Source organism: Sinomicrobium pectinilyticum (assembly GCF_003725735.1).
Lineage (GTDB): Bacteria > Bacteroidota > Bacteroidia > Flavobacteriales > Flavobacteriaceae > Sinomicrobium > Sinomicrobium pectinilyticum.
Genome location: NZ_RJTM01000184.1, coordinates 1 through 24633, shown reverse-complemented (window position 1 = coordinate 24633; position 24633 = coordinate 1). Strand labels below are relative to the sequence as shown.

The 24633-nt window shown below is 44.1% G+C and carries 20 protein-coding genes; 15 read left to right on the top strand and 5 right to left on the bottom strand.

Features of this window, described 5'->3' with window-relative positions:
• Positions 1-660 precede the first annotated feature (660 nt).
• The gene (locus tag ED312_RS22600; protein ID WP_240643176.1) at positions 661-1941 is read right to left on the bottom strand and encodes an OmpA family protein; all 1281 of its coding nucleotides are present in this window, start codon (positions 1939-1941) and stop codon (positions 661-663) included.
• A gap of 274 nt (positions 1942-2215) precedes the next feature.
• A complete protein-coding gene (locus ED312_RS22595; protein WP_123218287.1) occupies positions 2216-4855 on the bottom strand; it encodes a valine--tRNA ligase in 2640 nt (879 codons plus the stop codon).
• 228 nt (positions 4856-5083) lie between these two features.
• On the opposite strand from ED312_RS22595, the gene ED312_RS22590 reads away from it, so the two are divergent.
• Positions 5084-5470, top strand: coding sequence for a DUF1573 domain-containing protein (locus ED312_RS22590; protein ID WP_123218286.1), 387 nt, complete (start codon positions 5084-5086; stop codon positions 5468-5470).
• A gap of 76 nt (positions 5471-5546) precedes the next feature.
• Here ED312_RS22590 and ED312_RS22585 read toward each other — a convergent pair whose 3' ends face one another.
• Positions 5547-6737, bottom strand: coding sequence for an aspartyl protease family protein (locus ED312_RS22585; protein WP_240643177.1), 1191 nt, complete (start codon positions 6735-6737; stop codon positions 5547-5549).
• 382 nt (positions 6738-7119) lie between these two features.
• Here ED312_RS22585 and ED312_RS22580 point away from each other — a divergent pair, with 382 nt between their 5' ends.
• The 11 genes from ED312_RS22580 (at position 7120) to ED312_RS22530 (ending at position 18852) form a co-directional block, all read left to right on the top strand.
• Positions 7120-8316, top strand: a complete 1197-nt coding sequence (locus ED312_RS22580; RefSeq protein ID WP_123218285.1) for a pyridoxal phosphate-dependent aminotransferase — start codon at positions 7120-7122, stop codon at positions 8314-8316.
• 88 nt (positions 8317-8404) lie between these two features.
• Positions 8405-9418 (top strand): UDP-N-acetylmuramate dehydrogenase, encoded by a 1014-nt coding sequence (gene murB / locus ED312_RS22575; protein WP_123218284.1) that lies wholly within the window; start codon positions 8405-8407, stop codon positions 9416-9418.
• 263 nt (positions 9419-9681) lie between these two features.
• The gene (locus ED312_RS22570) at positions 9682-10218 is read left to right on the top strand and encodes an RNA polymerase sigma factor (RefSeq protein WP_123218289.1); all 537 of its coding nucleotides are present in this window, start codon (positions 9682-9684) and stop codon (positions 10216-10218) included.
• Positions 10219-10301: 83 nt separating this feature from the next.
• Positions 10302-11063, top strand: a complete 762-nt coding sequence (locus tag ED312_RS22565) for an anti-sigma factor (protein ID WP_123218283.1) — start codon at positions 10302-10304, stop codon at positions 11061-11063.
• A gap of 146 nt (positions 11064-11209) precedes the next feature.
• On the top strand, positions 11210-11416 hold the full coding sequence (locus ED312_RS22560) for a membrane or secreted protein (RefSeq protein ID WP_123218282.1): 207 nt from the start codon (positions 11210-11212) through the stop codon (positions 11414-11416).
• 18 nt (positions 11417-11434) lie between these two features.
• Positions 11435-12535 (top strand): glycosyltransferase, encoded by a 1101-nt coding sequence (locus ED312_RS22555; protein ID WP_123218281.1) that lies wholly within the window; start codon positions 11435-11437, stop codon positions 12533-12535.
• Positions 12526-13095: an RNA polymerase sigma factor gene (locus tag ED312_RS22550; protein ID WP_123218280.1), complete on the top strand. Its 570-nt coding sequence runs from the start codon at positions 12526-12528 to the stop codon at positions 13093-13095. The genes ED312_RS22555 and ED312_RS22550 overlap by 10 nt, the downstream gene beginning before the upstream one ends.
• A complete protein-coding gene (locus ED312_RS22545) occupies positions 13088-14305 on the top strand; it encodes an Nramp family divalent metal transporter (RefSeq protein WP_123218279.1) in 1218 nt (405 codons plus the stop codon). Before ED312_RS22550 ends, ED312_RS22545 begins: the two co-directional genes overlap by 8 nt.
• A 150-nt stretch (positions 14306-14455) precedes the next feature.
• Positions 14456-15331: a lipoyl synthase gene (lipA, locus tag ED312_RS22540; RefSeq protein WP_123218278.1), complete on the top strand. Its 876-nt coding sequence runs from the start codon at positions 14456-14458 to the stop codon at positions 15329-15331.
• A gap of 141 nt (positions 15332-15472) precedes the next feature.
• Positions 15473-16504 (top strand): type I glyceraldehyde-3-phosphate dehydrogenase, encoded by a 1032-nt coding sequence (gene gap / locus ED312_RS22535; RefSeq protein WP_123218277.1) that lies wholly within the window; start codon positions 15473-15475, stop codon positions 16502-16504.
• Positions 16505-16623: 119 nt separating this feature from the next.
• A complete protein-coding gene (locus tag ED312_RS22530; RefSeq protein ID WP_123218276.1) occupies positions 16624-18852 on the top strand; it encodes an ATP-binding protein in 2229 nt (742 codons plus the stop codon).
• On the opposite strand, the gene lpxK is transcribed toward ED312_RS22530, so the two are convergent.
• The gene (gene lpxK, locus ED312_RS22525; protein WP_123218275.1) at positions 18849-19877 is read right to left on the bottom strand and encodes a tetraacyldisaccharide 4'-kinase; all 1029 of its coding nucleotides are present in this window, start codon (positions 19875-19877) and stop codon (positions 18849-18851) included. The genes ED312_RS22530 and lpxK overlap by 4 nt on opposite strands.
• Positions 19878-20079: 202 nt before the next feature.
• Between lpxK and ED312_RS22520 the strand changes: the two genes are divergently transcribed.
• The 3 genes from ED312_RS22520 to ED312_RS22510 all read left to right on the top strand — a co-directional run bounded on the left by ED312_RS22520 (position 20080) and on the right by ED312_RS22510 (position 22591).
• On the top strand, positions 20080-21195 hold the full coding sequence (locus ED312_RS22520) for a Nif3-like dinuclear metal center hexameric protein (protein WP_123218274.1): 1116 nt from the start codon (positions 20080-20082) through the stop codon (positions 21193-21195).
• Between the two features lie 3 nt (positions 21196-21198).
• Positions 21199-21978 (top strand): zinc ribbon domain-containing protein, encoded by a 780-nt coding sequence (locus ED312_RS22515; protein WP_123218273.1) that lies wholly within the window; start codon positions 21199-21201, stop codon positions 21976-21978.
• A gap of 232 nt (positions 21979-22210) precedes the next feature.
• Positions 22211-22591, top strand: a complete 381-nt coding sequence (locus ED312_RS22510; RefSeq protein WP_123218288.1) for a VOC family protein — start codon at positions 22211-22213, stop codon at positions 22589-22591.
• A 79-nt stretch (positions 22592-22670) separates the two neighbouring features.
• On the opposite strand, the gene ED312_RS22505 is transcribed toward ED312_RS22510, so the two are convergent.
• On the bottom strand, positions 22671-24633 hold a 1963-nt coding region (locus ED312_RS22505; protein ID WP_123218272.1), incomplete at its 5' end, for an endonuclease/exonuclease/phosphatase family protein.

Here is a 24633-nt window from a genome sequence, read left to right as displayed (position 1 = left end):
TATAATGACTTTACTCCTTTTTTACGTTAAGATTATTTTATCTCTTATCCATTATTCACGTCTCATTAATTCACCACATAATCAAATATTACATAGAATTACCTTTTTATAATATTCACGGAACACAAGAAATCTTCCGGAAATTACACGACACGTAAAAGATAAGGCTGCGTGGCTTCCCGGATCGGGCTAAAATAAAAGTTCAGCAGATTTACAGGGAATTCATTAATCGTGGTCTTTTGAAGATCATAATCCTTTTTTCAGGTACAGATCATCGATTAACACGTCGGGCTGATTAAAACACCTCTACCTGGTCGAAACAGTAGCAAAATCGACTTTTCCCCACTGCTTTAAGTACTACACTAAAGCGAAAGAAAAAATAATCTCCCTCTCCTCCAGCCATTGGTATTCTCATCGGTTTCACACGTGGAATATGGCCCTCCTTATCCCTCAATCAAACATATAAAAATACTTCAGGTGACAGCAAGCAAAGGCATTCGAACCCGTATAGTTTACATTTATAACATCGCTTCCATTCATCTTCAACGGGTTACTATACATACATAAAGCGCTATTCTTTTATCTCTACAAAATCCAAAAAAGAAACCGCCGGGGGTTTCCCGGCGGTTTATCTATAAGCCTTTATTCAGGTCTATTTTATTACTTCAATTTGAAAGTAACTCTTCTCACGATTTGACGTGCATTAGCAGAGCCCTTATCTACAGTGTCATCTACACCCATTCCTTTATAGGAAAGTCTGGATTCCTGAACACCTGAAGCAACCAATATATCGTATACTGCTTTAGCTCTTCTTTCGGAAAGGGAAGTATTGAACTCTCCTTCTCCGCCGATCTCGTCAGCATACCCAAGCAATTCAGCTTGTGCAGACTGATTCTCGTTCATGTACTTGATCAGGTAATTAATAGCATCGAAAGAATATACAGCCGGTTTGCTGCTTGAGAATCCGAAGTATACGTTTACGTATCCATCGTTAAGCAATCTCTTAACAGGATCTCCACCTTGAATACCATCGAGGCTTTCTTTAGAGGCGTAACGCATATCAAGAGAACTTTCCAGATCATCCGGAATTCCGTTTTCATTCAGATCGTTTGCTTTACCATATCGGTCAACAGATACTCCTGTAGGAGTGTTCGGCTCCTGATCCAAGTAATCCGGCACACCGTCCCTGTCAGTATCCTGAAGCATTGCCTCGATATCATCTACACGAAGTGCAAGGTTATCCAAAGCTTCATTCTCTCTCAGGTACCAGTCAGCATGTTGTTTTGCTTTTCCGAGATAGAAAGAAATACCAACAGTTGCATTGAACATTATACCGTCAAAACCACGGGTTGAGGTCTTTTTGGTACCGTCAAAAGTATAATCCTGACGGCTGTGAGCCAATGTAGTAAAGTCAGCATTCAGCACTACACGATCACTGAGTTTTACCTGTCCTGTCAAACCGGCAATCCAGTTCATCATCTGATCGTGATCATCGGAAATAGGTCCTTGGTCAGGACGCAATTGGGAATATCCCGCACCGGCATGTCCTAAAAGGTTGAAGGTTTTAGTCCATGTTTCCCAGTTCATGATCCTACCCAGGTTAGCAACACCTTGTAAACTTGCCCTGTAGTAGTTGCTTTCAAAATCCAAAGAGTTTTCGTCGCTTTGGAAATTGTCGTATCCAACATCCAGTTTCAAACCGAATTTTTCGTTGAACATGTATCGAACACCAAGATCGAGGTGAAGAAAATCGGGAGTATTGGTAAAATATCCAGAAGCTATGGGCCGCATCGGCTTGTTAACACCTCCGTTAACCTCAATAGACCATTTATTGAAATCGTCCTGAGCCATAACATCTGTAGTCCCCGATTCCTCGGAAGTATTCATCTCCTGCGCAGTAATGCTTGTAGCTAATAATCCCACACACAGCGATGTAAACATTAATTTTTTCATAATCATAATCAAGTGTTTAGTAAAAAAATTTTCTTAAATACTGTTTCCTAAATATACAAATGTTAGTGCGAATGTAATACAGTTTTCTCAAAATTTAATAACTTTTTTCATCTTTTTTTGACATACTGCCCCTTCGATAACGTCAAGAAAAAAACTCAATTCACAACAAAACACTGTATATCAAAACATTAAGCTTAATAAGTGTTAAATTACACAATTCGCAGTACACGCTATCTCTCCAACATGAAATGAAGGAAATTCCCTACTTATTTTTCAAATTTGATAGACTTTCCTTAATAGTGGCGATTTTAGCAAGTGCGTCGGCTTCCTTTTGCTTCTCTACTGCCACCACCTTTTCCGGGGCATTATTCACAAAACGTTCATTAGACAGTTTTCCCCTTACCGATTTAAGAAATCCTTCGATATAAGACAATTCTTCCTGAAGCTTTCTGATCTCACTCTCCACATCTACCGAACCCGTCACAGGGATAAAATATTCACTTGCTCCAACACGGAAGGATACACTTCCTTCGACCTTTTCCACATCATAATGAATTCCGGAAATATTTCCCAGTTTTTTTACGACCTCATCCAGGTCTCCCGCAAAATCAGATCCGTCTCCGGTAGTATATAATTCCAATTCATCTTTAAAAGGGATGTTTTTGTCTTTTCTAACCGTCCGTATTCCGGAGACCACTTCTGTCATCAGAGAAAAACCTTCAAGCAATGACCCGTCCGGCTTCACGGGCTCCGGCCAGGTTGCCACTACCAGTGCCTCATCCCTGTTTCTGTTCTCCATATGCTGCCATATTTCCTCGGACAGGAAGGGCATAAAAGGATGCAGTATCTTAAGGTTCTCTTCGAAAAGAGCTATGATCTCTCCATAAGTCTTTTTGCTTATAGGCATACCATAAGTGGGTTTCACCATTTCCAGAAACCAGGAGCAGAAATCGTCCCAGATAAGCTTATATGTAGCCATGAGGGCATCTGAAATCCTGTATTTGGCAAAATGATCTTCAATTTCCGCGAGTGTTTGTCCTAATTTCGATCGGTACCAGCGTACTGCGACTTCCGAAACTTTGGCGGGTGGGATATCCGAGATTTCCCATCCTTTCACCAGGCGGAAAGCATTCCATATTTTATTAGCAAAACCCTTGCCTTGCTGACAAAGCGCCTCGTCAAACAACAAATCGTTCCCTGCCGCTGAACTGAGCAATAAACCAACTCTAACCCCGTCCGCACCGTAATCGGAAATGAGTTTGAGAGCATCGGGGGAATTTCCCAGGGATTTCGACATCTTCCGTCTCTGGCTGTCTCTTACCAGGCCGGTGAGATATACATTCGTAAAAGGTTTTTCGTTCCGGTATTCATAGCCGGCCATAATCATCCTTGCCACCCAAAAAAACAGGATGTCCGGCCCGGTGACCAGGTCATTTGTAGGATAATAATATTTTATTTCTTTATTCTCCGGCTCCAATATCCCTCCGAACACACTCATCGGCCACAACCAGGAGGAGAACCAGGTATCCAGCACATCCGGATCGCGGGTTATATCTGAAGAAGAAAGGGATGCCTTCCCCGATTTTTCACGCGCAAGTTGTAATGCTTCTTCTTCATTTTCCGCAACGACAAACTCTTCTTTTCCGTCTCCGTAATAATAAGCGGGCACCTGTTGTCCCCACCATAACTGCCGGGAAATATTCCAGTCCCGGATATTTTCCATCCAGTGCCTGTACGTATTTTCAAATTTTTTCGGAAAAAGTTTTATCTCTTCGTCTTCCAGGACCGCTTTTAGTGCGGGCTTTGCCAGTTCCTCCATTCGTAAGAACCACTGGTCGGAGAGCCGGGGCTCTATAACAGCTTTGGTCCTTTCGGAGGTTCCCACCTTATTGATATGGGTTTCCGTTTTTACCAGATGACCTTTTTCTTCCAGCTCCCGTGCTATTTCTTTCCGTACTACGAAACGATCCTTCCCCTCATAATGGAGCCCGTGCTGATTGAGCGAAGCGTCTTCATTAAAAATATCAACCACTTCCAGTCCGTGTTTGTCCCCCAGGTTCTTGTCATTAACATCATGGGCAGGCGTTACCTTAAGACATCCGGTACCGAACTCCATATCCACATATTCATCTTCGATTATAGGGATTACGCGGTTACAAATAGGCACTATAGCCTTTTTCCCTTTTAAATGTGCATAGCGTTCATCATGCGGATTGATACAAACGGCGGTATCTCCAAGTATGGTTTCCGGGCGGGTAGTAGCAATGATTACTTTCTCATCTTCACCCTCTATATCATATGCGAGATAATAAAGGAGCCCTTGTCTCTCTTCGTGAATAACTTCCTCATCAGACAGGGTGGTCCTGGCTTCCGGGTCCCAGTTCACCATGCGGTATCCCCTGTATATCAACCCTTTGTTATACAGGTCCACAAACACCTTTATCACAGAGGCCGACATATCGTCATCCATAGTAAACTTGGTACGGTCCCAATCACAGGAAGCTCCCAGTTTTTTCAATTGTTCCAGAATAATCCCACCGTGCTCGCCGGTCCATTCCCAGGCCTTCTCCAGGAACTCCTCTCTACTGAGGTCTGACTTTTTAATGCCTTTTTCTTTCAGTCTGGCCACCACTTTGGCTTCCGTAGCAATAGAAGCATGGTCTGTTCCTGGTACCCAGCAGGCATTATACCCTTTCAGACGGGCCCTGCGTATCAGAACATCCTGTATGGTATTATTTAGCATATGCCCCATATGCAATACGCCGGTAACATTAGGTGGAGGAATTACAATAGTATAAGGCTCCCTTTCATCGGGTTCCGAATGGAAATAACCGTTTTCTAACCAGTATTTATACCACTTATCCTCTACTTTTGCAGCATCGTATTTTGATAGAATATTCATTTTTTGGAACGATTTTTGACTTTAATTGGCAAAAGTAGTCATATCTGTAAGATTATAAAAGCCCGTCAATCAAAGAAAATGACTGTAAAAACGGAATTCACCAGGCGGGTAAAAAAAGTGATAATTTTGCAGAAGAAGAAAAAGTGTTTATTTTTAGCGCTTGTTACAAACTTAAAAGTTACAAAAACAGGTTGTTTTCTAAGCAGAGCAACCACAAATTTAAAACTCATGAAAAAGTTAGCATTGTTCCTGTTCGTAAGTACATTTGCCCTGGCCGTACACGCACAAGAAAAAGTAGCAAAAATTGATTTTAAGGAAGACACCATAGACTACGGGGAAATCGCCCAGGGAAGTAATGGTTTGCGTGTTTTTGAATTTACCAATACGGGTAATGCCCCGCTGGTTATTTCAAACGTATCCAGCTCTTGCGGATGTACGGTACCAAAATGGACCTCAGAACCTGTACAACCGGGACAAAAAGGAACTATTGAAGTAAAATACGACACAAAAAGAGTAGGCCCTATCCGAAAGACTGTAACCGTATCTTCCAATGCGGAAACACCAACTGTAGCCTTAAAGATCAAAGGTAAAGTACTGGGAGGCAACAGTAAGTAAATATCACTGTTCCCCTTGCAAATGATTAACAGGCCCCTTTTCAGGGGCCTTGTTGTTTTTATACGCTACTAAAAAGTTAAAGTACCTTCTCAAGCTCAAAATCAAACCGCATTCTTTTACCTTCCCTTTCCACAAGCAGCCTTATTTTTTTACCGGCTTTCACATTCAGCATTTCCGTAACTTCGGGAAGCGAATATTTATACGTCGGTTTTCCGTTTACGGATAAAATAATATCACCTGTCCTCAATCCGGCCAAAGCCGCAGGGCTTTCTTCCCTTATTTCGACAATTTCAAATGCGGGGTGAAGTGCATATTTAAAAAACCTGTTCAGTCGTATCTCTATACCTTCAGATCCCGTATCTTCAGATCTTCCCCTTTTTATACCTGATTCCAGTTCCTTGACCAGCCGGATTCCGTTGTGCTGCAATTCTATCCCACTCATATTGTATTTGAAAGGGTCCCTGAAATACCTGTTGCGCCGGAGCGTTATTTTTCGCTCCCCGTAATCCAGTGTTACGTTAAAACGTTTTAATACCTCTGCCCCCAGACTGCCGTCCCTTTCACTGAGATTTTGCAGATGCTGTATAGAAACGGAATCCGGAAAGGCCACCTTTGCCTCTTTAAGTTCAAACTGTCCCAACTGTAATTTTTCCACTCTTGCCCTGTCTCCGTAAATACTTCCGCTAAGTCCCCTGCCCAGAAAATCTTCAAAATAGTTTTCGGGAGTAACAAGTCCTTCATCCTCCTTCCTGAAAAGCCAGAGCGCATCACTACTACCGGAATCGATCAGTAATTTCACTTCTACGTCGCTCAATCCGTTTAAATCTACTGTCGCCTGTAAATACGGCTTATTGTGAATAATGTCCAGGGGAAAGGTCTGGCATTTTCTGCAGCGGTCATGTTCATGGGTTCCGGGACGGTAGAATTTTATTCTTTTCCGTGCATAATTGATCTCCACCACAAAATCACGAAAGAGTTCAAAACCTATAATACCATGTATAGGGATTCCCAGACGTGGCGCAAAATTAATCTCCTGGTCCAATATCAGGTATATGTCCTCATTGTAATTGACAATATCCTTTTTAATCCTGAAGGTATTATTTTTCGCCCTGTAAGCTTTTATGGCCTCGCCTCCCCCGAGCCCCCTGATGTAAATTACTTCCGTGTTTTTCAGTTGCAGGGAATCTGCCGAACTAAGATCGAATAATATCGGTTTATTAACCCCCGTATCCAGTATGAACGACAGTTCCACGCCGTTTATTTCCACGGGCAATACAATAAGGTTACTGATAAGCCGAAACCTGACAGAATGATAATCCTTACCGGAGGGTAAACTAAACTTCGATTGAGCAGGAGACGAAATACAAAAAAACAACACTGAAAAAACGGTCAGCATTGCCTTTTTATCAATATTTGGTATAAAAAAATGCATAATACTAATATACACATAAGTTTTATCTTTTAATAATACACTCATACCGTATTAAAAATTAAAGAATAATAATATTCGGCCCGGCAGATAGCAGCTGAAAATTATTTTGCAAATTTGCAGGACATTATGATAATCCGATAGTTCAATAATGATAATGGAATAACAGGTACATTATTACATTGGCACATTGATTAATTAACTGATTAACTAAAGCATTATGCCAGCAATCTCCGAGAAAGGCAGACTTATGCCGGAGTCACCCATACGTAAATTGGTGCCCTATGCCGAAGAGGCAAAGAAACAAGGACGTAAAGTATATCACCTGAACATCGGCCAGCCCGATATTAAAACCCCTCAGGTCGCCCTGGATGCGGTAAAGAACAATAACATAGAGATCCTGGAATATGCCAGAAGCGAAGGTTCTGAGCAGTATCGTGAAAAACTGGCTGCATACTACCGGGGTAAGGGAATTGATATTACTGCCGGGGAGATCATTGTTTCCACCGGTGGCTCCGAGGCACTTTTATTTGCTATGGGAACTGTTGCCGACTACGGGGACGAGGTTATTATACCCGAACCTTTTTACGCAAATTACAATGGTTTTGCCACCGCTTCGGGTGTAAAAGTAGTGCCGGTGGTTTCTTCCATCGAAAATAATTTTGCCCTTCCCCCTATCGGGGAATTCGAAAAACTCATTACCCCGAAAACCAGGGCCATCCTGATCTGTAATCCCGGCAATCCCACCGGTTATCTCTATTCCAAAGAAGAGATCCGCAAACTTGCCGAAATCGTGAAAAAACACAATTTATTCCTGATCTCGGATGAAGTATACAGGGAATTTACCTACGATAACGCAGAACACTATTCCATAATGCAGGAAGATGGAATTGCAGAACACGCCATTATGATCGATTCCGTTTCCAAACGATACAGCATGTGCGGGGCCAGAATAGGCTGCCTGATATCGCGGAACAAAGAAGTCATTTCAACGGCACTGAAATTCGCCCAGGCCCGGCTCTCCTCTCCTACTTACGCTCAAATAGCGAGTGAAGCCGCCCTGGAGACCCCACAACGCTACTTTGATGATGTCATTGAAGAATATGTATCCAGGAGAAACCTCCTGGTCAGCGAACTGGAAAAAATAGAAGGCGTACGTGTAGCGAAGCCAAAAGGTGCATTTTACTGTATTGCCGAACTTCCCGTAAAGAATGCCGACGATTTTGCGCGATGGTTACTGGAAAGTTTTCAATGGGACAATCAGACCGTCATGGTCGCTCCGGCTGCGGGGTTCTATTCCACCCCCGGAATGGGAACGGACCAGGTGCGTATTGCATATGTCCTCAGGAAAGAAGACCTGCTAGAGGCGGTAAATATTCTGAAAGAGGCCCTTAAAGTATACCCGGGCGGAAAATAACAGACCACAGGGCGGCTCCTACGGGCATTCAGGTTCCTTTAGCCGCCCTTATTTACAGTAACTACGGACCTCTTGAACAAAAGACAAAGTGAATATTCAACGAAACATATCCCTTAAAAAATACAACACTTTCGGTATTGATGTCCGTGCCGGTTATTTTACTTCCGTATCGGATACGGCAGAACTTCTGGCAATCATTAAAGATCCCGCCTATCCGGAAAGGTTCATTCTCGGCGGAGGAAGCAACATCCTCCTGACCAGGGACCTGGAAACCCTGGTCATCCATATGAAAATAAAAGGGATCACAGTCTTGCAGGAAGATGAAAACCAGGTATTGCTCAGGGCCGGGGCCGGTGAAAACTGGCACGATTTTGTTTTGTGGACACTGGACAGGAGTTACGGCGGACTGGAAAACCTTTCCCTCATACCGGGCAATGTAGGTACTGCACCTATTCAGAATATAGGGGCCTATGGTGTAGAGCTCAAAGATGTATTCGAATCATGCGAAGCTATTAAGATCAGCTCAGGAAAACACAGAATATTCACTCATCAGGATTGTCGTTTCGGCTACAGGGATTCTGTTTTCAAACAAGAGGCCAAAGGGAAGTACATCATTACAGGCGTCACCTTCCGGCTTACTAAAAAAGATCACCGCTTACACACCGGTTACGGCGCCATAAGGGACCTTCTCAAAGAACGGGGCATAGAAACACCCACTGTCCGCGATGTCTCCGATGCTGTAATATCCATCCGGAAGAGTAAACTTCCCGATCCTGCGGAAATCGGGAATTCCGGAAGCTTTTTCAAAAACCCGGTCATTACGGTAACTGATTACGAAAAACTACAAGCAGTATATTCCGAAATCCCGGCTTACCCTATCTCCGAAAGCCACACCAAGGTGCCTGCAGGATGGCTTATCGAACAATGTGGTTTTAAAGGTAAAAGGTACGGTGATGCCGGTGTACATGCAAAACAAGCGCTTGTTCTGGTTAATTACGGCAATGCCTCCGGCAAAGATATCTGGAAATTAGCCGAAATGATACGGGCAGCTGTAAAAAGTAAATTCGGAATTTCACTGGAACCGGAAGTAAACGTTCTATAAACGATAAAAACCCCACCGACTTAAAAAAGACCGGAGAGGTTTTCCGCCGGTATGACTAACCCTTTCCATACCGGATGTATGATATAATCACTATGTCGCACATTCACATTTCCGGCAAACCTTCTTCCGGTTTAAGCCGTAAAAAAATAGTGTTCCTCCTTACGAAGAGCTATTCATAATTTTAATAACTTTGAATAGCCTCATACTTATATACGAAATAACCGGGTGTACCGGATGTCATGTACCAAAAAAATACCAAGGCAATGTCCTCTTTATTAGAAATCAACATCATGAACCTGCTCATTGAAAAAGATGAGAAAGGCATGACCATGCTCTATGACTACTATGGAGATGCCCTTTACGGCATTGCCTATAAAATAACCCGCGATGAAGAACTGGCCAAAGATGTCCTGCAGGAAGGCCTGATGAAAATATGGAAAAAAGCACATACCTATAATGCCCAAAAGGCCCGGCTTTTTACCTGGATGTACCGGATTATCCGGAATACGGCCATAGACAAAGTCAGAAATGCAAACATAAAAGAGGAACAGGAAATCCAACTGGATATTTCTAACGTATATAATATAGGTATTGATGCTATAAAACCTGAATATATGGATATTCAGAAACACATTGCATCGCTGGATGAAAAATACCAGATAATTCTTGAGGCCCTGTTTTTTAAGGGAATGACACAGCAGGAAGCCAGTGAAATACTGGATGTCCCTTTGGGCACCGTCAAATCCCGCCTGAAAATCGGCCTTCGTGAACTCAGAAAAATTTTTAATACGAATATTTAATTTCACTTTTTACATCTGCCGGGAACGCCCATATACCTCGTGCAACACAGGTGTAATTTACAGACAGTCAAAAGACCGAGAAAATGAACAATGATATTAAAGCCATGCTGGAAAGTGATATGCTTGAAAGATACCTGATAGGGGCTACGTCATCCGAAGAAAACTACGAGATCGAGGAAAATATAGCACGGCACCCGGAGGTTAGAAGAAAATATACCGAACTACAGGAAGACCTCGAAAACTATACCAGATCATTCTCACGACCTGCTCCCGTACAGGTCAAAAAAAATGTAATGAGGTCCATCCGCAAGGAAAAGAAAAAGAACAAACCGTGGTACTTCAATGCCGCAGCGGTTATTGCGATTATTTTCTGTACCTCCACCATAGTACTGCTCTATCAGAACAAACTATTACTCAGTAAAAACGGTCTGGTAAATGAAGAGATCGCTGCACTTAAAAGCGATATCCTGAATACCAACTCCAAACTGGACGATGTAAAAAACCAGTTCCTCATACTCAATAATCCCAAAACCCAGAAATATGTCCTCCAGGGAAACCGCCGGGCCAAAAACCTGAAGACAGTAGCTTACATTGATCCCGTGGAAAAGCTCTCTATGATCAATGTAGTCTCCCTTCCCGAACTTCCGGAAGAACAGGTGTTCCAGATGTGGGCGGAAATCGATGGTAAAATGGTTAGTCTCGGTGTCCTGGAAAATGCGCAAAACAAGCTGTTATCCATACCTTTCAAGGAAGGAGCCAAAAGTTACAATATCACCATAGAGCCCAAAGGAGGGAATATCAATGCTACGGAAGAAAATATGGTGGCCAGTATTTACCTGAGATAGTTGTACCCCCCAAAGTAGCCGGCCGGAAAACGGATTTCGCAAAATACGGGACCGTATCACGGAAATATGTATCATTACATCCGGATAATTCGCTATTCCGTATTTTGTTTTGTAACTTTGCGGTAGAATAAATAAAGATTGCTACGATGAAATTAGTTTTGCTTACGATAGGATTGTTAGCCCTGGCATTTGCAGGAATAGCCATAAAAATTTGGGCAAAGAAAGACGGCAAGTTTGCAGGGACCTGTGCCAGCCAGAGCCCTTTCTTAAATAAATCGGGGGAGGCCTGCGGTTTTTGCGGAAAAATGCCGGATGAACAGGAATGCAGAGACCCGAAAGTACAACAAAACTAATGCGGCAGGGTACTGCTTATGGTAATAACTTTACTCTCCCTGTTTGCAGGAAGCACAGGTATCCTGGTCATTTATTATATACTATTCGGAAAACTGGCTTTTTCCGGTAATTCCCTGCAACAAGGAAACCCCATTCCGGTTTCCGTTATCATACGAACAAAAAACAATGCCGATATTCTCCGGCAGACCCTTCCTTCCGTTCTGGTACAGGATCACCCGTATTTTCAGGTTGTCCTTGTTAACGATGCTTCCTCTGACCATACACTCGATGTCATAGAAGAGTTTGCCCGGCGATATCAAAACATAAAAATAGTCAACGTTGTAAATAACGAAGCTTTCTGGGGAAAGAAAAAATATGCTCTTACCCTCGGGATCAAGGCCGCTCAAAACAACCTCCTGGTATTTATCGAAGATAATTATGTGCCGCTTTCCAACATATGGTTACGGGAGATTAGTCAGCATTGTTATGGAGAAAAAACCGTTATTCTCGGTTACAGCGCCGTAAAAAGAAAAAAGAATATATTCTCCAATGCATTGATCCGTTTCGATAACTGGTTCCATGCCATAAAATACCTGTCCTTAGCCACAGCCGGATCTCCTTATACGGGCAGCGGAAAAAACCTGGCCTATCATAAAACCGCTTTTTACCAGGTAAACGGGTTTATCGGTCATATGGATATGAAAAACGGGGAAGACGAACTTTTTATAAATGAAGTCGCTACAGCAAAAAATACCATAGTGTGCACTACAAAAGCGGCACGCACCGAATCTGTCACAACACCTTCTTTTTCCGAATGGATAACACAAAAAAGGGAAGGATTTTATGTTTTCCGGAACTTTAAACTCAAAGACAGGGCGCTGCTCAATACCTATTATATGGCACAGGTGCTTTTCTGGCTATTGCCTGTTCCGCTGGCACTGCTGGGCATAAACCCCGTAACCCTGCTCGTTCTCTTTTTCCTGAAATGGGTGGTTCAGTATATCATCATGGCAAAGCTGGCCCGGAAATTCAGTGAAAAAGGTTTTATATGGCTTCTTCCTTTGTACGAAGCCACTCTTATTAGTGTGCAATTTTATATCTTTATAACAAGTTTCAGAAAAAGTACACGTTGGAAATAACTTCAGAACTTATCCGAAAAAACATAGAAAAGGCCCGTAAAGGCGACCAAAAAGCCTTTAATTTCCTTTTGGACTACTATTGGAATGACATTTACGGTTTTCAACTTATACGTACCAAAAACGAAAATGACGCGGAAGACATAACTATCCAGACCTTTTCCAAAGCTTTTGACAAAATCAATACGTTTGACAACAGTTACTCTTTTAAGACATGGCTGACCACCATTTCCAAAAATATTCACCTGGACCTGCTGCGAAAACGAAAGTCGAGCCCGCTTCAGGCTACTTCGCAGGATGAAGATAAGGTTTATGACGTGCCGGACGACACCCCTTCTGCAGAAGATAACCTGATATACGAACAGAACCTGGCACAGTTGAAACGCTTCATTAAAAAATTAAAGCCCCACTACCAGGATGTGATTAACCTCCGCTATTTCCGGGAATTAAGCTATCAGGAAATAGCATCCGAACTGGACGAGCCCCTCAACAATGTTAAAGTAAAACTACTCAGGGCAAGAAAACTGCTGGCCGAAATTATCCACAAAAACAAAAATGTATAAGTATATCAAAAAGCTTGGCCCCGGCCTGTTGTTTGCAGGGGCGGCAATTGGCGTGTCTCATCTGGTCCAATCGACAAGAGCCGGTGCGGATTTTGATTTTGGCCTGCTTTGGGCCCTTTTGCTCGTTCACCTCTTCAAATATCCGTTTTTCCAATACGGCCCCAGGTATACGCTTTCCACAGGTGAATGCCTGCTGGATGGTTATAAAAAACTCGGCACCCCCATCCTGGTAATGTATTTCATCCTGACTTTTGCCACGATGTTTACCATTCAGACTGCCCTGACCATTGTTACGGCGGGTTTGGCCTCCACGCTCTTCGGAATCACACAGAACATTATTTTATGGAGTGCCCTGATTACGGGCCTATGCATGGCCATACTTATTGCAGGAAGGTACAAACTTCTCGACAACCTGATGAAGATTATTGTCCTGACACTGACAATAAGCACCTGCATTGCAGTTATTCTCGCCATCCCGGATACTTCCGTTCAGCATACCTTTACCCAGGTATTACCAAAAAGTGATGCCGGCATTGCCTTTCTCATCGCATTTATGGGGTGGATGCCCGCTCCTCTTGATATTTCCATATGGCATTCGCTCTGGGCCCTAGAAAAGAAAAAAAATATTCCGGGATACAGCTTAAAAAATTCTATTGCCGACTTTAACCTGGGCTACGGCAGTACCATAGTCCTCGGCCTGTTATTTATGACATTAGGCGCGTTGGTCATGTTCGGGTCCGGTAATACTTTCAGCGGGAATGCTACACTTTTCTCCGAACAACTCATATCCCTCTATACCAAAAACCTTGGAGAAGCAGCTTATATACTCATTGCCATAGCAGCCTTTACCACCATGTTCAGTACAACACTCACCACATTGGACGCCTCACCCCGCGCCATGTCTTATACCACTGCATTATTACTTGGGCAAAAAAACAGGCATTCCTATGCCATCTGGATGATAATACTCGCTGCGGGAACGGTTGCCATACTGCTTTACTTCCTGTCGGAAATGAAGACCCTTATCGATATAGCCACTATCCTGTCATTCGTAACCGCGCCTTTCTATGCGATCATAAACTTCCGGCTCATCTGTTCTTCGCACACCCCCGAGCGGGACCGGCCGGGTATTACCCTCAGAATCATCAGCTGGCTTGGTATTATATTTCTCGTAGGGTTCAGCCTTTGGTATACGATAACTCTTTTTTAAAAAAACTAAGGAAGGTGCAGTACTCCGAACCTCATCTCTCAGGTTAAAAATATTTGTGAATAATCCCGGGAAAACTACATTCCCACTTCCCCGTCATCATACCCGTTACTTCATACTTCTTTTGTATCTTTGTATTACAAAAACAGAGCTATGAGCGTAGAAACTGTTGCTAATGCAGCACCACCGAAAGGCAAACCGAAATGGCTGCGTGTTAAACTGCCTACAGGCAAGAAATACACGGAACTAAGGGGATTGGTAGATAAATATAAGCTAAACACCATATGTACATCCGGTAGTTGCCCCAATATGGGGGAATGCTGGGGCGAAGGTACCGCTACCTTTATGATCCTGGGAAATATATGCACCAGGTCCTGTGGCTTCTGCGGTGTAAAAACCGGAAGACCGGAGACGATTGACTGGGAAGAACCTGAAAAAGTAGCCCGTTCCATCAAATTGATGAATATCAGACATGCCGTGCTCACCTCCGTGGACCGGGATGACCTGAAAGATATGGGCTCTATCATATGGGCAGAGACCGTAAAAGCCGTAAGACGAATGAACCCGGAAACCACATTGGAAACCCTGATTCCGGATTTCCAGGGTGTGGAAAGGAACATCGACAGGATTGTGGAAGTCTCCCCTGAGGTAGTATCCCACAATATGGAAACCGTAAGGAGGCTTACACGTGAAGTCCGTATTCAGGCCAAGTATGACCGAAGCCTTGCCGTATTAAAATACCTGAAAGACCAGGGAGTGAGAAGGACCAAATCCGGGATTATGCTCGGGTTGGGTGAAACCGAAGAAGAAGTTATAGAGACCATGAAAGATCTCAGGGATGCACAGGTAGATGTGGTTACCATAGGGCAGTACCTGCAGCCCTCCAAAAAGCACCTCCCGGTTAAACAGTTCATTTTACCGGAGCAATTCGACAGGCTGCGGGAAGCAGGTCTGGACATGGGATTCCGTCATGTAGAAAGTGGTGCCCTTGTGAGATCTTCTTATAAAGCCCATAAGCATATCCATTAGTGCAGTAACCGGTATTGTACAGAGGAGGACCCTGCAGTAAGGATAATTGCCATACAGGGAAGGCTTTTTCTATGAACAGGTCCGCTCCCGAACCGAATCACAAAAAGCAAACAAATCAAAAAACACCCTTATTCTCAGGGTATGGACAGAATTAAAATAGCAATAAACGGCTTCGGACGTATAGGCAGAACGGTATTTCGTCTGCTCCTGAACCATCCCGGTATAGAAGTGGTAGCCATCAATGACCTTGCGGACAGTAAAACCCTGAGCCATCTGCTCAAATACGACAGTATCCATGGCGTGCTGCCAGACAATGTAAGCTGTGATGCCAATTCCCTTATCGTCGGTGACAAGCATTATCCGCTTCTCAATGTATCCGACATACGAAATCTGAACTGGACTCCTTTTCATCCGGACATTGTACTGGAGTCTACGGGAAAGTATAAAAAAAAGGAACAGCTGGAACATCACCTTAAAAACGGTGCCGAAAAAGTGCTCCTTTCCGTTCCTCCGGAAGATGACCTGATAAAAATGATTGTCCTCGGCGTAAACGAACATATACTGGACGGTTCGGAAGATATTATATCCAATGCGTCATGCACGACCAATAATGCCGCTCCCATGATAAAGGTCATCGATGAGCTCTGCGGTATCGAACAGGCATATATAACTACCGTACACTCCTATACATCGGACCAAAGCCTGCACGACCAGCCACACCGGGACCTCAGGCGGGCGAGAGCCGCAGCCCAGTCCATCGTACCTACCACTACAGGCGCAGCCAAAGCCCTCACGAGCATTTTCCCCGCACTGAGCGACGTCATCGGGGGATGTGGTATTCGCGTCCCCGTACCGGACGGCTCTCTGACCGATATTACCTTTAACGTCACAAGGGAAACCTCTATCGCAGAAATAAACGATGCTTTCCGGGAAGCAGCAAACAACGGTTTAAAAGGTATTTTGTCCTATACGGAAGATCCTATCGTATCCATAGACGTGATTAATAATCCGCATTCGTGTATATTTGATGCACAAATGACCTCTGTCATCGGCAGAATGGTAAAGATTATTGGCTGGTATGACAACGAATACGGATACAGCAGCCGGATCATCGACCTGATCTTACACATCAGTCTGTTAAATAAAAAGAATCAGGTACAGGGTGTCCGGTAAACGTTTCGGAGATACAATATCCCCGTTTGCAAGTACCGAAAGATATTCCGGCAAATTTTTAGTCCGTTTAATTTTTGATTTTATGGAGAACCCTATTATATTTATGTGAATCTTTTGTCATGAAGGGACTCTCTTGCTATTTTCTGGTCTTTTTGTTCCTGCTCCCGGGATTCATATTCGGGCATTACAATACTACTGCCGGGGATTCCATTGAAAATACCATACAAAAAGTATACGATCACAAAAACAAATTTGATTTCGCACATGCCGTAAAAGAGCTAAGACATGCTGTGAACATGGCCGACACGATAAAACGGAAGCGGTCGTATTATCTCTTTGAATGTTATACCCTTTTTATACAATTATACCTGGATTTTGACCGGAACAATGACCTGCAGGTGTACGAATTTCTCAGCGAATCCCATCTCCGTCCCAATCCCGAAGCCACCAAAGAAGCCAGGCTATTGGAACTCAAAGCACTTATAGCAGCCAGGAAGGGGAACTACCCCGATGCAACTTCTTTAATCTCAGAGGCAAAAGCAGCGCTTGCCAACCGCAAGGGAGAAGATGCCCTGGGCCATGTTTTTTACTACGAAGCACAAGTACTCCTTGAACAGGGGCAATACGATAAAGCGGCAGATATCCTTCACCGGATCTTTCCGGTACAGGATGCTTTCGAACAGGAGTATCTCAATACCGGCATTCTTCTCGATCTCGCCTCCGCATACCTGAAACTAAATGAACCCGAAAAGGCGATGTCTTGCGTGCAAAAAGCTTCCCAGCTATTACACCATGCCGATTTCCCGGAACTGAACCTTCGGAAAAACCTTCTCCTGGCCGATCTGTTGCTTGTTCAGGGTAAAAAACAGGAAGCTACAGAATATAGCCGACTGGCGGAAGTGCTCAAAGAAGAATATTTCAGTACACACGCCATAGAAGAACGCAATAATATAGCCTATCAGAACACCTCGAATTTCAAAGACAGGGTTATTGAACAGTACAAAACAGATGCACGGAAACAGGCTCGCCAGGTGAACATTGCAAAAATGATCTCTATCTTCAGTTCTGTTCTCGTAATCGTCATTTTTATCCTGACACTGTCCCTGTACCGAAACAACAAGATAAAACTCAAGACCAACAACCTGTTACTTAAAAAAAACAGGGAATTACAGGCCGCGAAGGAAGAAGCGGAAAGTGCGCTGCAGGTCAAGGCCAGATTTCTCTCTACGGTAAGCCACGAGTTAAGGACGCCTTTATATGCAGTAACCGGCCTCACCCATCTGCTACTGGAGGAAAGTCCGAAAGAGAGCCAGAAAGAATATCTCAATTCCCTGAAATTTTCGGGAGAATACCTGTTAAACTTCATAAACGACATTCTCCAGGTCAATAAATCAGAGGCCAATCAACTCAAGGTCAAGAAAGTGCCTTTCAACCTTGAGCAGATGCTCGTCAAGGTAGTAAGGTCCCTCGAACACTCCGCCAAAGAGAACAATAACACTATAGAATTAAACCTCGATAAAAATGTTCCGCTTAAACTCATCGGAGACTCCCTCAAATTATCACAGGTATTCATAAACCTTATAGGCAACGCCCTCAAATTTACAGAAAACGGCAAGGTCGCCATACGGGGAAAAATTGTGAAACGCAAAAAAGAAAATATAACCATCCATTTTGAAGTACAGGACAACGGCATGGGTATAGAATCTGAAACCCTCCCGCTGATCTTTGATAGTTTTGCCCAGGGGTCCACACAGATCAACCGGAAATACGGGGGTACAGGACTGGGACTCACCATAGTCAAAAACCTCCTGAACCTTATGGGGAGCGATATAAAAGTGGACAGCACACCGGGCAAAGGAAGTACTTTTACTTTTGATCTCACGCTGGATAATGCAGACGATACGGAAGTCGCCAGTCCTGCTTTACCGGCCGTAGACGACGAATGGACGGAAGAAGAAATCGTTTTTGAAAACATTCATGTCCTCCTGGTAGAAGACAATAAGATAAACCAGGTGGTTACCAAAAAAATGCTCGCCAAAAAAAATATCACCTCAGAAGTAGCCAATAACGGTTACGAGGCTATCGATATGGCCAGGAACAACACCTACGACCTGATCCTTATGGACATCCACATGCCGGGGATCAGTGGTATCAAAGCAACGGAAGAGATCCGGAAATTCAACAAAAAAGTCCCCGTTGTAGCCCTCACCGCCATTTCGCTGGAAGATAATATGGACGCCTTGTACAATGCAGGGTGTAATGATATTATTACCAAACCTTTCAAACCACAGATCTTCTATAAGAAGATCAAAAATAACCTCGACAAAAATAAGGGGACAGCGGACTAAACGGATGCCTGTGCCTTTTGGTTTTCCTTCACATAGTGCCGCACCAGGCGGTCAAAAGTTTCCTGTTCCCCGAACAGGAAAACGGGTTGTATTTCTATATAAAAGATCCCTTCAATTTTATCCTTCAGCCGCATAAAGTCCTTTTCCGTAGTCAGGATATTTTTCTTTTTCCTTAACGCCTTCAGCTCATTTTCAGTAAAATCATGGTGGTCCGGAAAATTGCAATGTTCAAAATCCATGCCCCTCCCTTTCAGGAACTCTACCAGCGGATGGGCATTGGCTATCCCGGTGACCAGGGTAAATCTATGCTTTGTCCAATCGGATAACCGGGCAGTTTGTTCCAGGGAAGCAATCTGTTCGTGGTAAGCTATAGTAGTAAAAAAAACATGCTGGTGTTTTTCCGGGGCCAGTAATTCTAAAACGGTATGTTTTTGCTCCGTACTCAAATCCTCCGGACATTTGGTCACTATTATAATATTGGCCCGCCGGGCTTCTTTTCGACTATCCCGGAGATTTCCCGCCGGCAGGAATATGTCCTTTACGTACAATGCATTCCAGGCGGTCAGCATAATATTCAAGCCGGCTTTTACCCTGCGGTGCTGAAAGGCATCATCCAGAATAACCGCATCCGGGGGAGGTTGCAGGGCAAGGAGGTTACGTATACCGCTTACACGGTCGGTATCTACCGCTACCGCTACACTACGGAATTTTTCATGATACTGGCAGGGTTCATCCCCCAGGTCCTCCACCCCCGTTTCCGGACCCGCCAGGACAAATCCTTTCGATTTCCTTTTGTATCCCCTGCTCAGGGTCGCCATATAAAAGTGGGGAGTCAACAAGCGTACCAGGTACTCAACCATAGGGGTTTTCCCCGTTCCTCCCACACTAAGGTTCCCGACACAGATAACCGGTATATCAAAAGAAACAGAGCGAAATATCCCCTTGTCATAAAAAAAATTCCTGATCTTAACTATCAGCCCGTAAAGCAGGGAAAATGGCCAGAGTATTTTTCGGAGTTTTCGCATATGGTGTTTTTGGCAGGCATACAGGCCGAAAGAAAACATCATGCTTCGGCACGTATACCTGTTAAGCTGTCTTTCACATTCACATTACAAATAACGGTTAATTTTTTTACTTCCGGATAATCCCGATTTTTCACTGTATCTTTAGAACCTGTAAATTTATACGGGAACCCTCCTGATTTGTTTAATATAAAAAAAGAACCACATGTACATTAAGGACGTCATAGCCTGCTTGGAAGAACTTTCTCCGCTGGCCTATGCCGAAGATTTTGACAATACGGGCTTACTGGTCGGGAACAGGAACGAGGAAGTAAAGGGTATACTCATTACACACGATACCCTGGAGGAAGTAGTCGACGAAGCTGTTGAAAAAGACTGTAACCTCATCATAAGCTTCCATCCCATCATATTTTCCGGTCTCAAGAAACTCAACGGTTCTTCCTATGTAGAGCGTACGGTAATAAAAGCCATACAACACCAGATTGCCATTTTTGCCATTCACACTGCCCTTGACAATGCATTTAACGGGGTAAATGCGGCCCTGTGCAACGTATTGGGCCTGCAGAACAGGAAAATATTGATCCCACAGGAAGGAACGGTAAAAAAATTACTGACTTTTGTGCCCGTAAACGATGCCGAACAACTACGGGAAGCGCTTTTCCGTGCCGGTGCCGGAACTATCGGCAATTATAACAACTGTAGTTTTAATCTTGAGGGTACGGGAACTTTTCAGGGAGATGAAAACAGTAATCCTGTGATCGGTGAACGGGGAGTAACCCGTTACGAACCCGAGACCCAGATCGGTGTTACCTTTCCGAAACACCTTGAAGGCAAAATCCTTGATGCCCTCTTTACCCACCACCCTTACGAAGAGATCGCATACGAGGTCACTACCCTCGAGAATCACAATCAACACATCGGTATAGGAATGATCGGCGATTTGGCAGGACCTGTGGAAGATGAAACGTTCTTACGCCGGGTTAAAGAAAAAATGCAACTCGCCTGTATACGCCATTCCGGCCTTTTACACAAAAAAGTCAGGAAAATAGCAGTCCTTGGCGGAAGCGGTGCTTTTGCCATTTCGCATGCAAAAAGGGCGGGAGCCGACATCTTTATTACGGGAGATGTTAAATATCACGAGTTTTACAAAGCCGAAAAACAAATGATTATTGCCGACATAGGGCACTATGAGAGCGAACAATATACAAAAAATCTTTTGTTTGAGCATCTTACGAAAAAAATTCATAATTTTGCACCTGCCTTGCCAGGGGGTAAGGTGGTTTTATCAGAGTGCAATACAAATTCGATCAAGTATTTATAACCTATGGCAAAAAAAACCGACGCTACTGTAGAAGAGAAATTAAGAGCCTTGTATGATCTGCAGTTAATTGACTCCAGAATTGATGAAATAGCCAACGTGAGAGGAGAACTCCCTCTTGAGGTAGAGGACCTGGAAGACGAAGTCGAAGGACTGAGGACACGGTTAGACAAACTGGGAGTAGAACAGGAAAACCTCACCCAGGAAATTGCCAACAAGAAAAACGCTATCGAAGAGTCCAAGGGGCTCATCAAGAAATACACGGAGCAACAAAAAAATGTTCGTAACAACCGGGAATTTAACTCGCTGAGCAAAGAAATTGAATTCCAGGAACTTGAGATCCAGTTGTCTGAAAAACACATCAAGGAATTCAAGGTACAGATCGAGCAGAAAAAAGAGGTCATTACAGAAACCAAAGAACGTCTTAAGGAACGTGAAGGCCACCTGAAACACAAAAAAGGAGAACTCGATGCCATCCTTGCCGAAACGGAAAAAGAGGAGAACATGCTCAAGGAAAAGTCCAGAGAGTTCCAGGAGCTGATCGATGACAGGCTGGTAAAAGCATACAAGCGTATTCGCGAAAATGTGAAAAACGGTCTTGCCGTAGTAGCTATCGAAAGAGGAGCTTCGGGAGGTTCTTTCTTTACCATTCCGCCACAGGTACAAATGGAAATCGCCGCACGAAAAAAGATCATCACCGATGAGCACAGCGGGCGTATCCTCGTAGACCCTAACCTGGCCGATGAAGAAAGAAGCAAAATGGAAGAACTGTTCCAGTCCCTGTAAAGGAGATACCGTATCTAAAGAATATCAAAAGGCTGAAAGTTAAACTTTCGGCCTTTTTTCATTTCTGCTGTTTTTGTCCGTTTTTTACTATCCCGGCGAAGCGGTTATGTGCAACTTTGCAGAGTAACAAACCATCAGCGATATGAAAAGCATACTGACATTAGCAGGCATTATCTTTTTTATTACCACTATTAACGCACAAAACCATTCTGTTATGAGCACCAAGCACAAAATGAAATTAAACGCAGGTATAATCACCGCAAAACTGGCAGAGACAAAAACCTTTTATACGGAGGTACTCGGATTCGGAGTAACTTTTGAAAATGATTTTTACCTGCTGTTGCATACCCCCGACCAGGAATCGGAAATAAGCTTCCTGATGCCGGAGCACAATTCACAACAACCTCTTTTTCGTCCTGCCTTTACCGGACAGGGTGTGTATTTTACGATTGAGGTAGAAGACGTGGATAAAATTTACCGTGAACTGAAAGCAAAGGATATCCCTATTGCCATAGAACTGAGAGATGAACCCTGGGGAGACCGTCACTTTGCCATTGAGGACCCCAACGGGGTGGGAATAGATATTGTCCGCTATCACGCCCCGGAAGAATAGCGTAATGCTGCAACAAAAAAATCCCCGGCAACCATCTGCTGTTTACCGGGGATCACTTTTTTCTTTTTCAAACGCTCTCTTATAACTTCAGTATTTTCTTTGTCACCGCAGTACCGCCTTCGGCAGGTACTATCTTACAAATATAGATCCCCCTGCGATAGCCGGCAAGGCCCAGGCCTATCTTATTAGAGCCCGCATTAACGGATTTTTCTTCGGAATATACCTGATTGCCTCTCTGGTCATAAAGCTGTACTACCACTGCAGTATCCATATTACTTTCCAGGGTCACGTAAGTATTCCGCAATACCGGGTTGGGAAATATGAATACATCCGATATTTCAGGGCCGCCGGAATTACCGCATGAACCCAGGGTAGCGCCTATCCTGAGCAATTGTTCCGCCGCAATTTCCGGCAAACAGAGTGTTTTTCCTTTATAGCAAATCTGTATCTTATTAAAAAAACGGTCATTGCCACAGAGTATATCTTCCGCTTCTACCGTTACCTCCTGCAAGGCAGAGCACCCGGCGGCATCTGTTACCGTAAGGGTATATACCGTAGTTTCTTCCGGGCTCACCGTAATACCGGCTTCCGTATCCCCGGTACTCCACAAATAAGTATATCCTCCTGCCCCGCCGGAAACCGTAGCTGCCAGTGTTGCGGACTCTTCCGGCCCGTAGCCGGGGTATACTCTCCTATCTCCCTCCACGCTTATAAGAATGGCTTCGGGTTCTCCTATTTCCACTTCAGAGGAGATCTCCGTACCGGAAGCATCTGTTATGATCACCGAATATTGGCCTGCGGGAAGCCCGTCTATACCAGCCGTATCCCCTCCGTTGCTCCAGGCATACGTATAAGGGGGTACTCCTCCGGAGACCTCTACAAAAGCCGTACCGTCGCTTTCCCCGTTACAGGTTGCATCCGTAGCTTCCGTTCTTACGATTTCCAGGGTAGCATGCATACGGAAGCGGGCCGAAACCGGAAAATGATCGGAAGTGGCATTGGTATAATGACTACCGTAAAATTCATATCCCACACGGGCCGATTCTTCTATAAAACTGTTTTCCAGTTCGTTGGACACCATAATATGGTCTATCATATTTTCCCGGAACACATAGGAGCGGAAGTTCCGGGCACTGAGTGTAGCGGATACCACATGGTAATTGGCTGCATCGTTCACATAGGCTTCGTACGAAGTCACTGTTGTATTGACATTATCCGCCACAGTTTCATCCACATCATCATTAAAGTCGCCAAGCACTATGAGATTTGCATCCGGATACATGGCATCAAGGCTGTCTTTCAGCACTTCCACATCATATTTGCGCATATCATATCTTGACTGTGAGCCACTGCTGCTGTTTGCCCTGGCATGAAGCGCTATAAAATTTATTTGCTCTGTTACGCCTTCAATAGTAACATTGGCTTTCATCAGGTACGGAAGCCGCCCGCTGGCGAAAAAGCGGGTAGGATCGTCCGGATAATCCGCAAGGGCCGTATCATCCCCTCCGTTATAATACGGATGTATACTGGCCAGCAACGGTTTGGTCTCTACGGGGCTTACCACCGCTGTTCTATAAATAAAACCGACCTTTTGCTTAACGCCGCTATCATTGGGATAAGAGGTATATTCTGACAATACATAGTCATAGCCGTCCATTTCTGTTACCATTTGGGCAAAAAGGGTATCATCGGATATTTCTTCCACAGCTATTACATCGGCATCCAATGCCGTAAGGACCGCTTTAACACTGTCTTTCTGAATCCGGTCGGAATCCGGGGTTCCGGCAGACGGTGCATTGGATTCGTCACCAAACCATTCAATGTTCCAGGCCACTACATCCAGTGTCTGGTCCCGGGGGATATCCAGGTCGTCTCCTTCCGGCACATATTCTTCTGCACAGGCGATATCAGCGCGCATACGGGGTAACAACTGGTAAACATCCTGGAATCTTCCGACTACACCGGTAATTTCATCACAGTGCTCCGGTTGTGCCAATCCCACTATAGGCTCCACATCGTTATCAATACGCAGTTCTCCCGAA

Coding starts and splice junctions, on each gene's coding strand:
- ED312_RS22600 (WP_240643176.1), bottom strand. CDS start 1,941: ATGTTTACATCGCTGTGTGTGGGATTATTAGCTACAAGCATTACTGCG.
- ED312_RS22595 (WP_123218287.1), bottom strand. CDS start 4,855: ATGAATATTCTATCAAAATACGATGCTGCAAAAGTAGAGGATAAGTGG.
- ED312_RS22590 (WP_123218286.1), top strand. CDS start 5,084: ATGAAAAAGTTAGCATTGTTCCTGTTCGTAAGTACATTTGCCCTGGCC.
- ED312_RS22580 (WP_123218285.1), top strand. CDS start 7,120: ATGCCAGCAATCTCCGAGAAAGGCAGACTTATGCCGGAGTCACCCATA.
- ED312_RS22570 (WP_123218289.1), top strand. CDS start 9,682: ATGTCCTCTTTATTAGAAATCAACATCATGAACCTGCTCATTGAAAAA.
- ED312_RS22565 (WP_123218283.1), top strand. CDS start 10,302: ATGAACAATGATATTAAAGCCATGCTGGAAAGTGATATGCTTGAAAGA.
- ED312_RS22560 (WP_123218282.1), top strand. CDS start 11,210: ATGAAATTAGTTTTGCTTACGATAGGATTGTTAGCCCTGGCATTTGCA.
- ED312_RS22555 (WP_123218281.1), top strand. CDS start 11,435: ATGGTAATAACTTTACTCTCCCTGTTTGCAGGAAGCACAGGTATCCTG.
- ED312_RS22545 (WP_123218279.1), top strand. CDS start 13,088: ATGTATAAGTATATCAAAAAGCTTGGCCCCGGCCTGTTGTTTGCAGGG.
- lipA (WP_123218278.1), top strand. CDS start 14,456: ATGAGCGTAGAAACTGTTGCTAATGCAGCACCACCGAAAGGCAAACCG.
- gap (WP_123218277.1), top strand. CDS start 15,473: ATGGACAGAATTAAAATAGCAATAAACGGCTTCGGACGTATAGGCAGA.
- ED312_RS22530 (WP_123218276.1), top strand. CDS start 16,624: ATGAAGGGACTCTCTTGCTATTTTCTGGTCTTTTTGTTCCTGCTCCCG.
- lpxK (WP_123218275.1), bottom strand. CDS start 19,877: ATGCGAAAACTCCGAAAAATACTCTGGCCATTTTCCCTGCTTTACGGG.
- ED312_RS22520 (WP_123218274.1), top strand. CDS start 20,080: ATGTACATTAAGGACGTCATAGCCTGCTTGGAAGAACTTTCTCCGCTG.
- ED312_RS22515 (WP_123218273.1), top strand. CDS start 21,199: ATGGCAAAAAAAACCGACGCTACTGTAGAAGAGAAATTAAGAGCCTTG.
- ED312_RS22510 (WP_123218288.1), top strand. CDS start 22,211: ATGAAATTAAACGCAGGTATAATCACCGCAAAACTGGCAGAGACAAAA.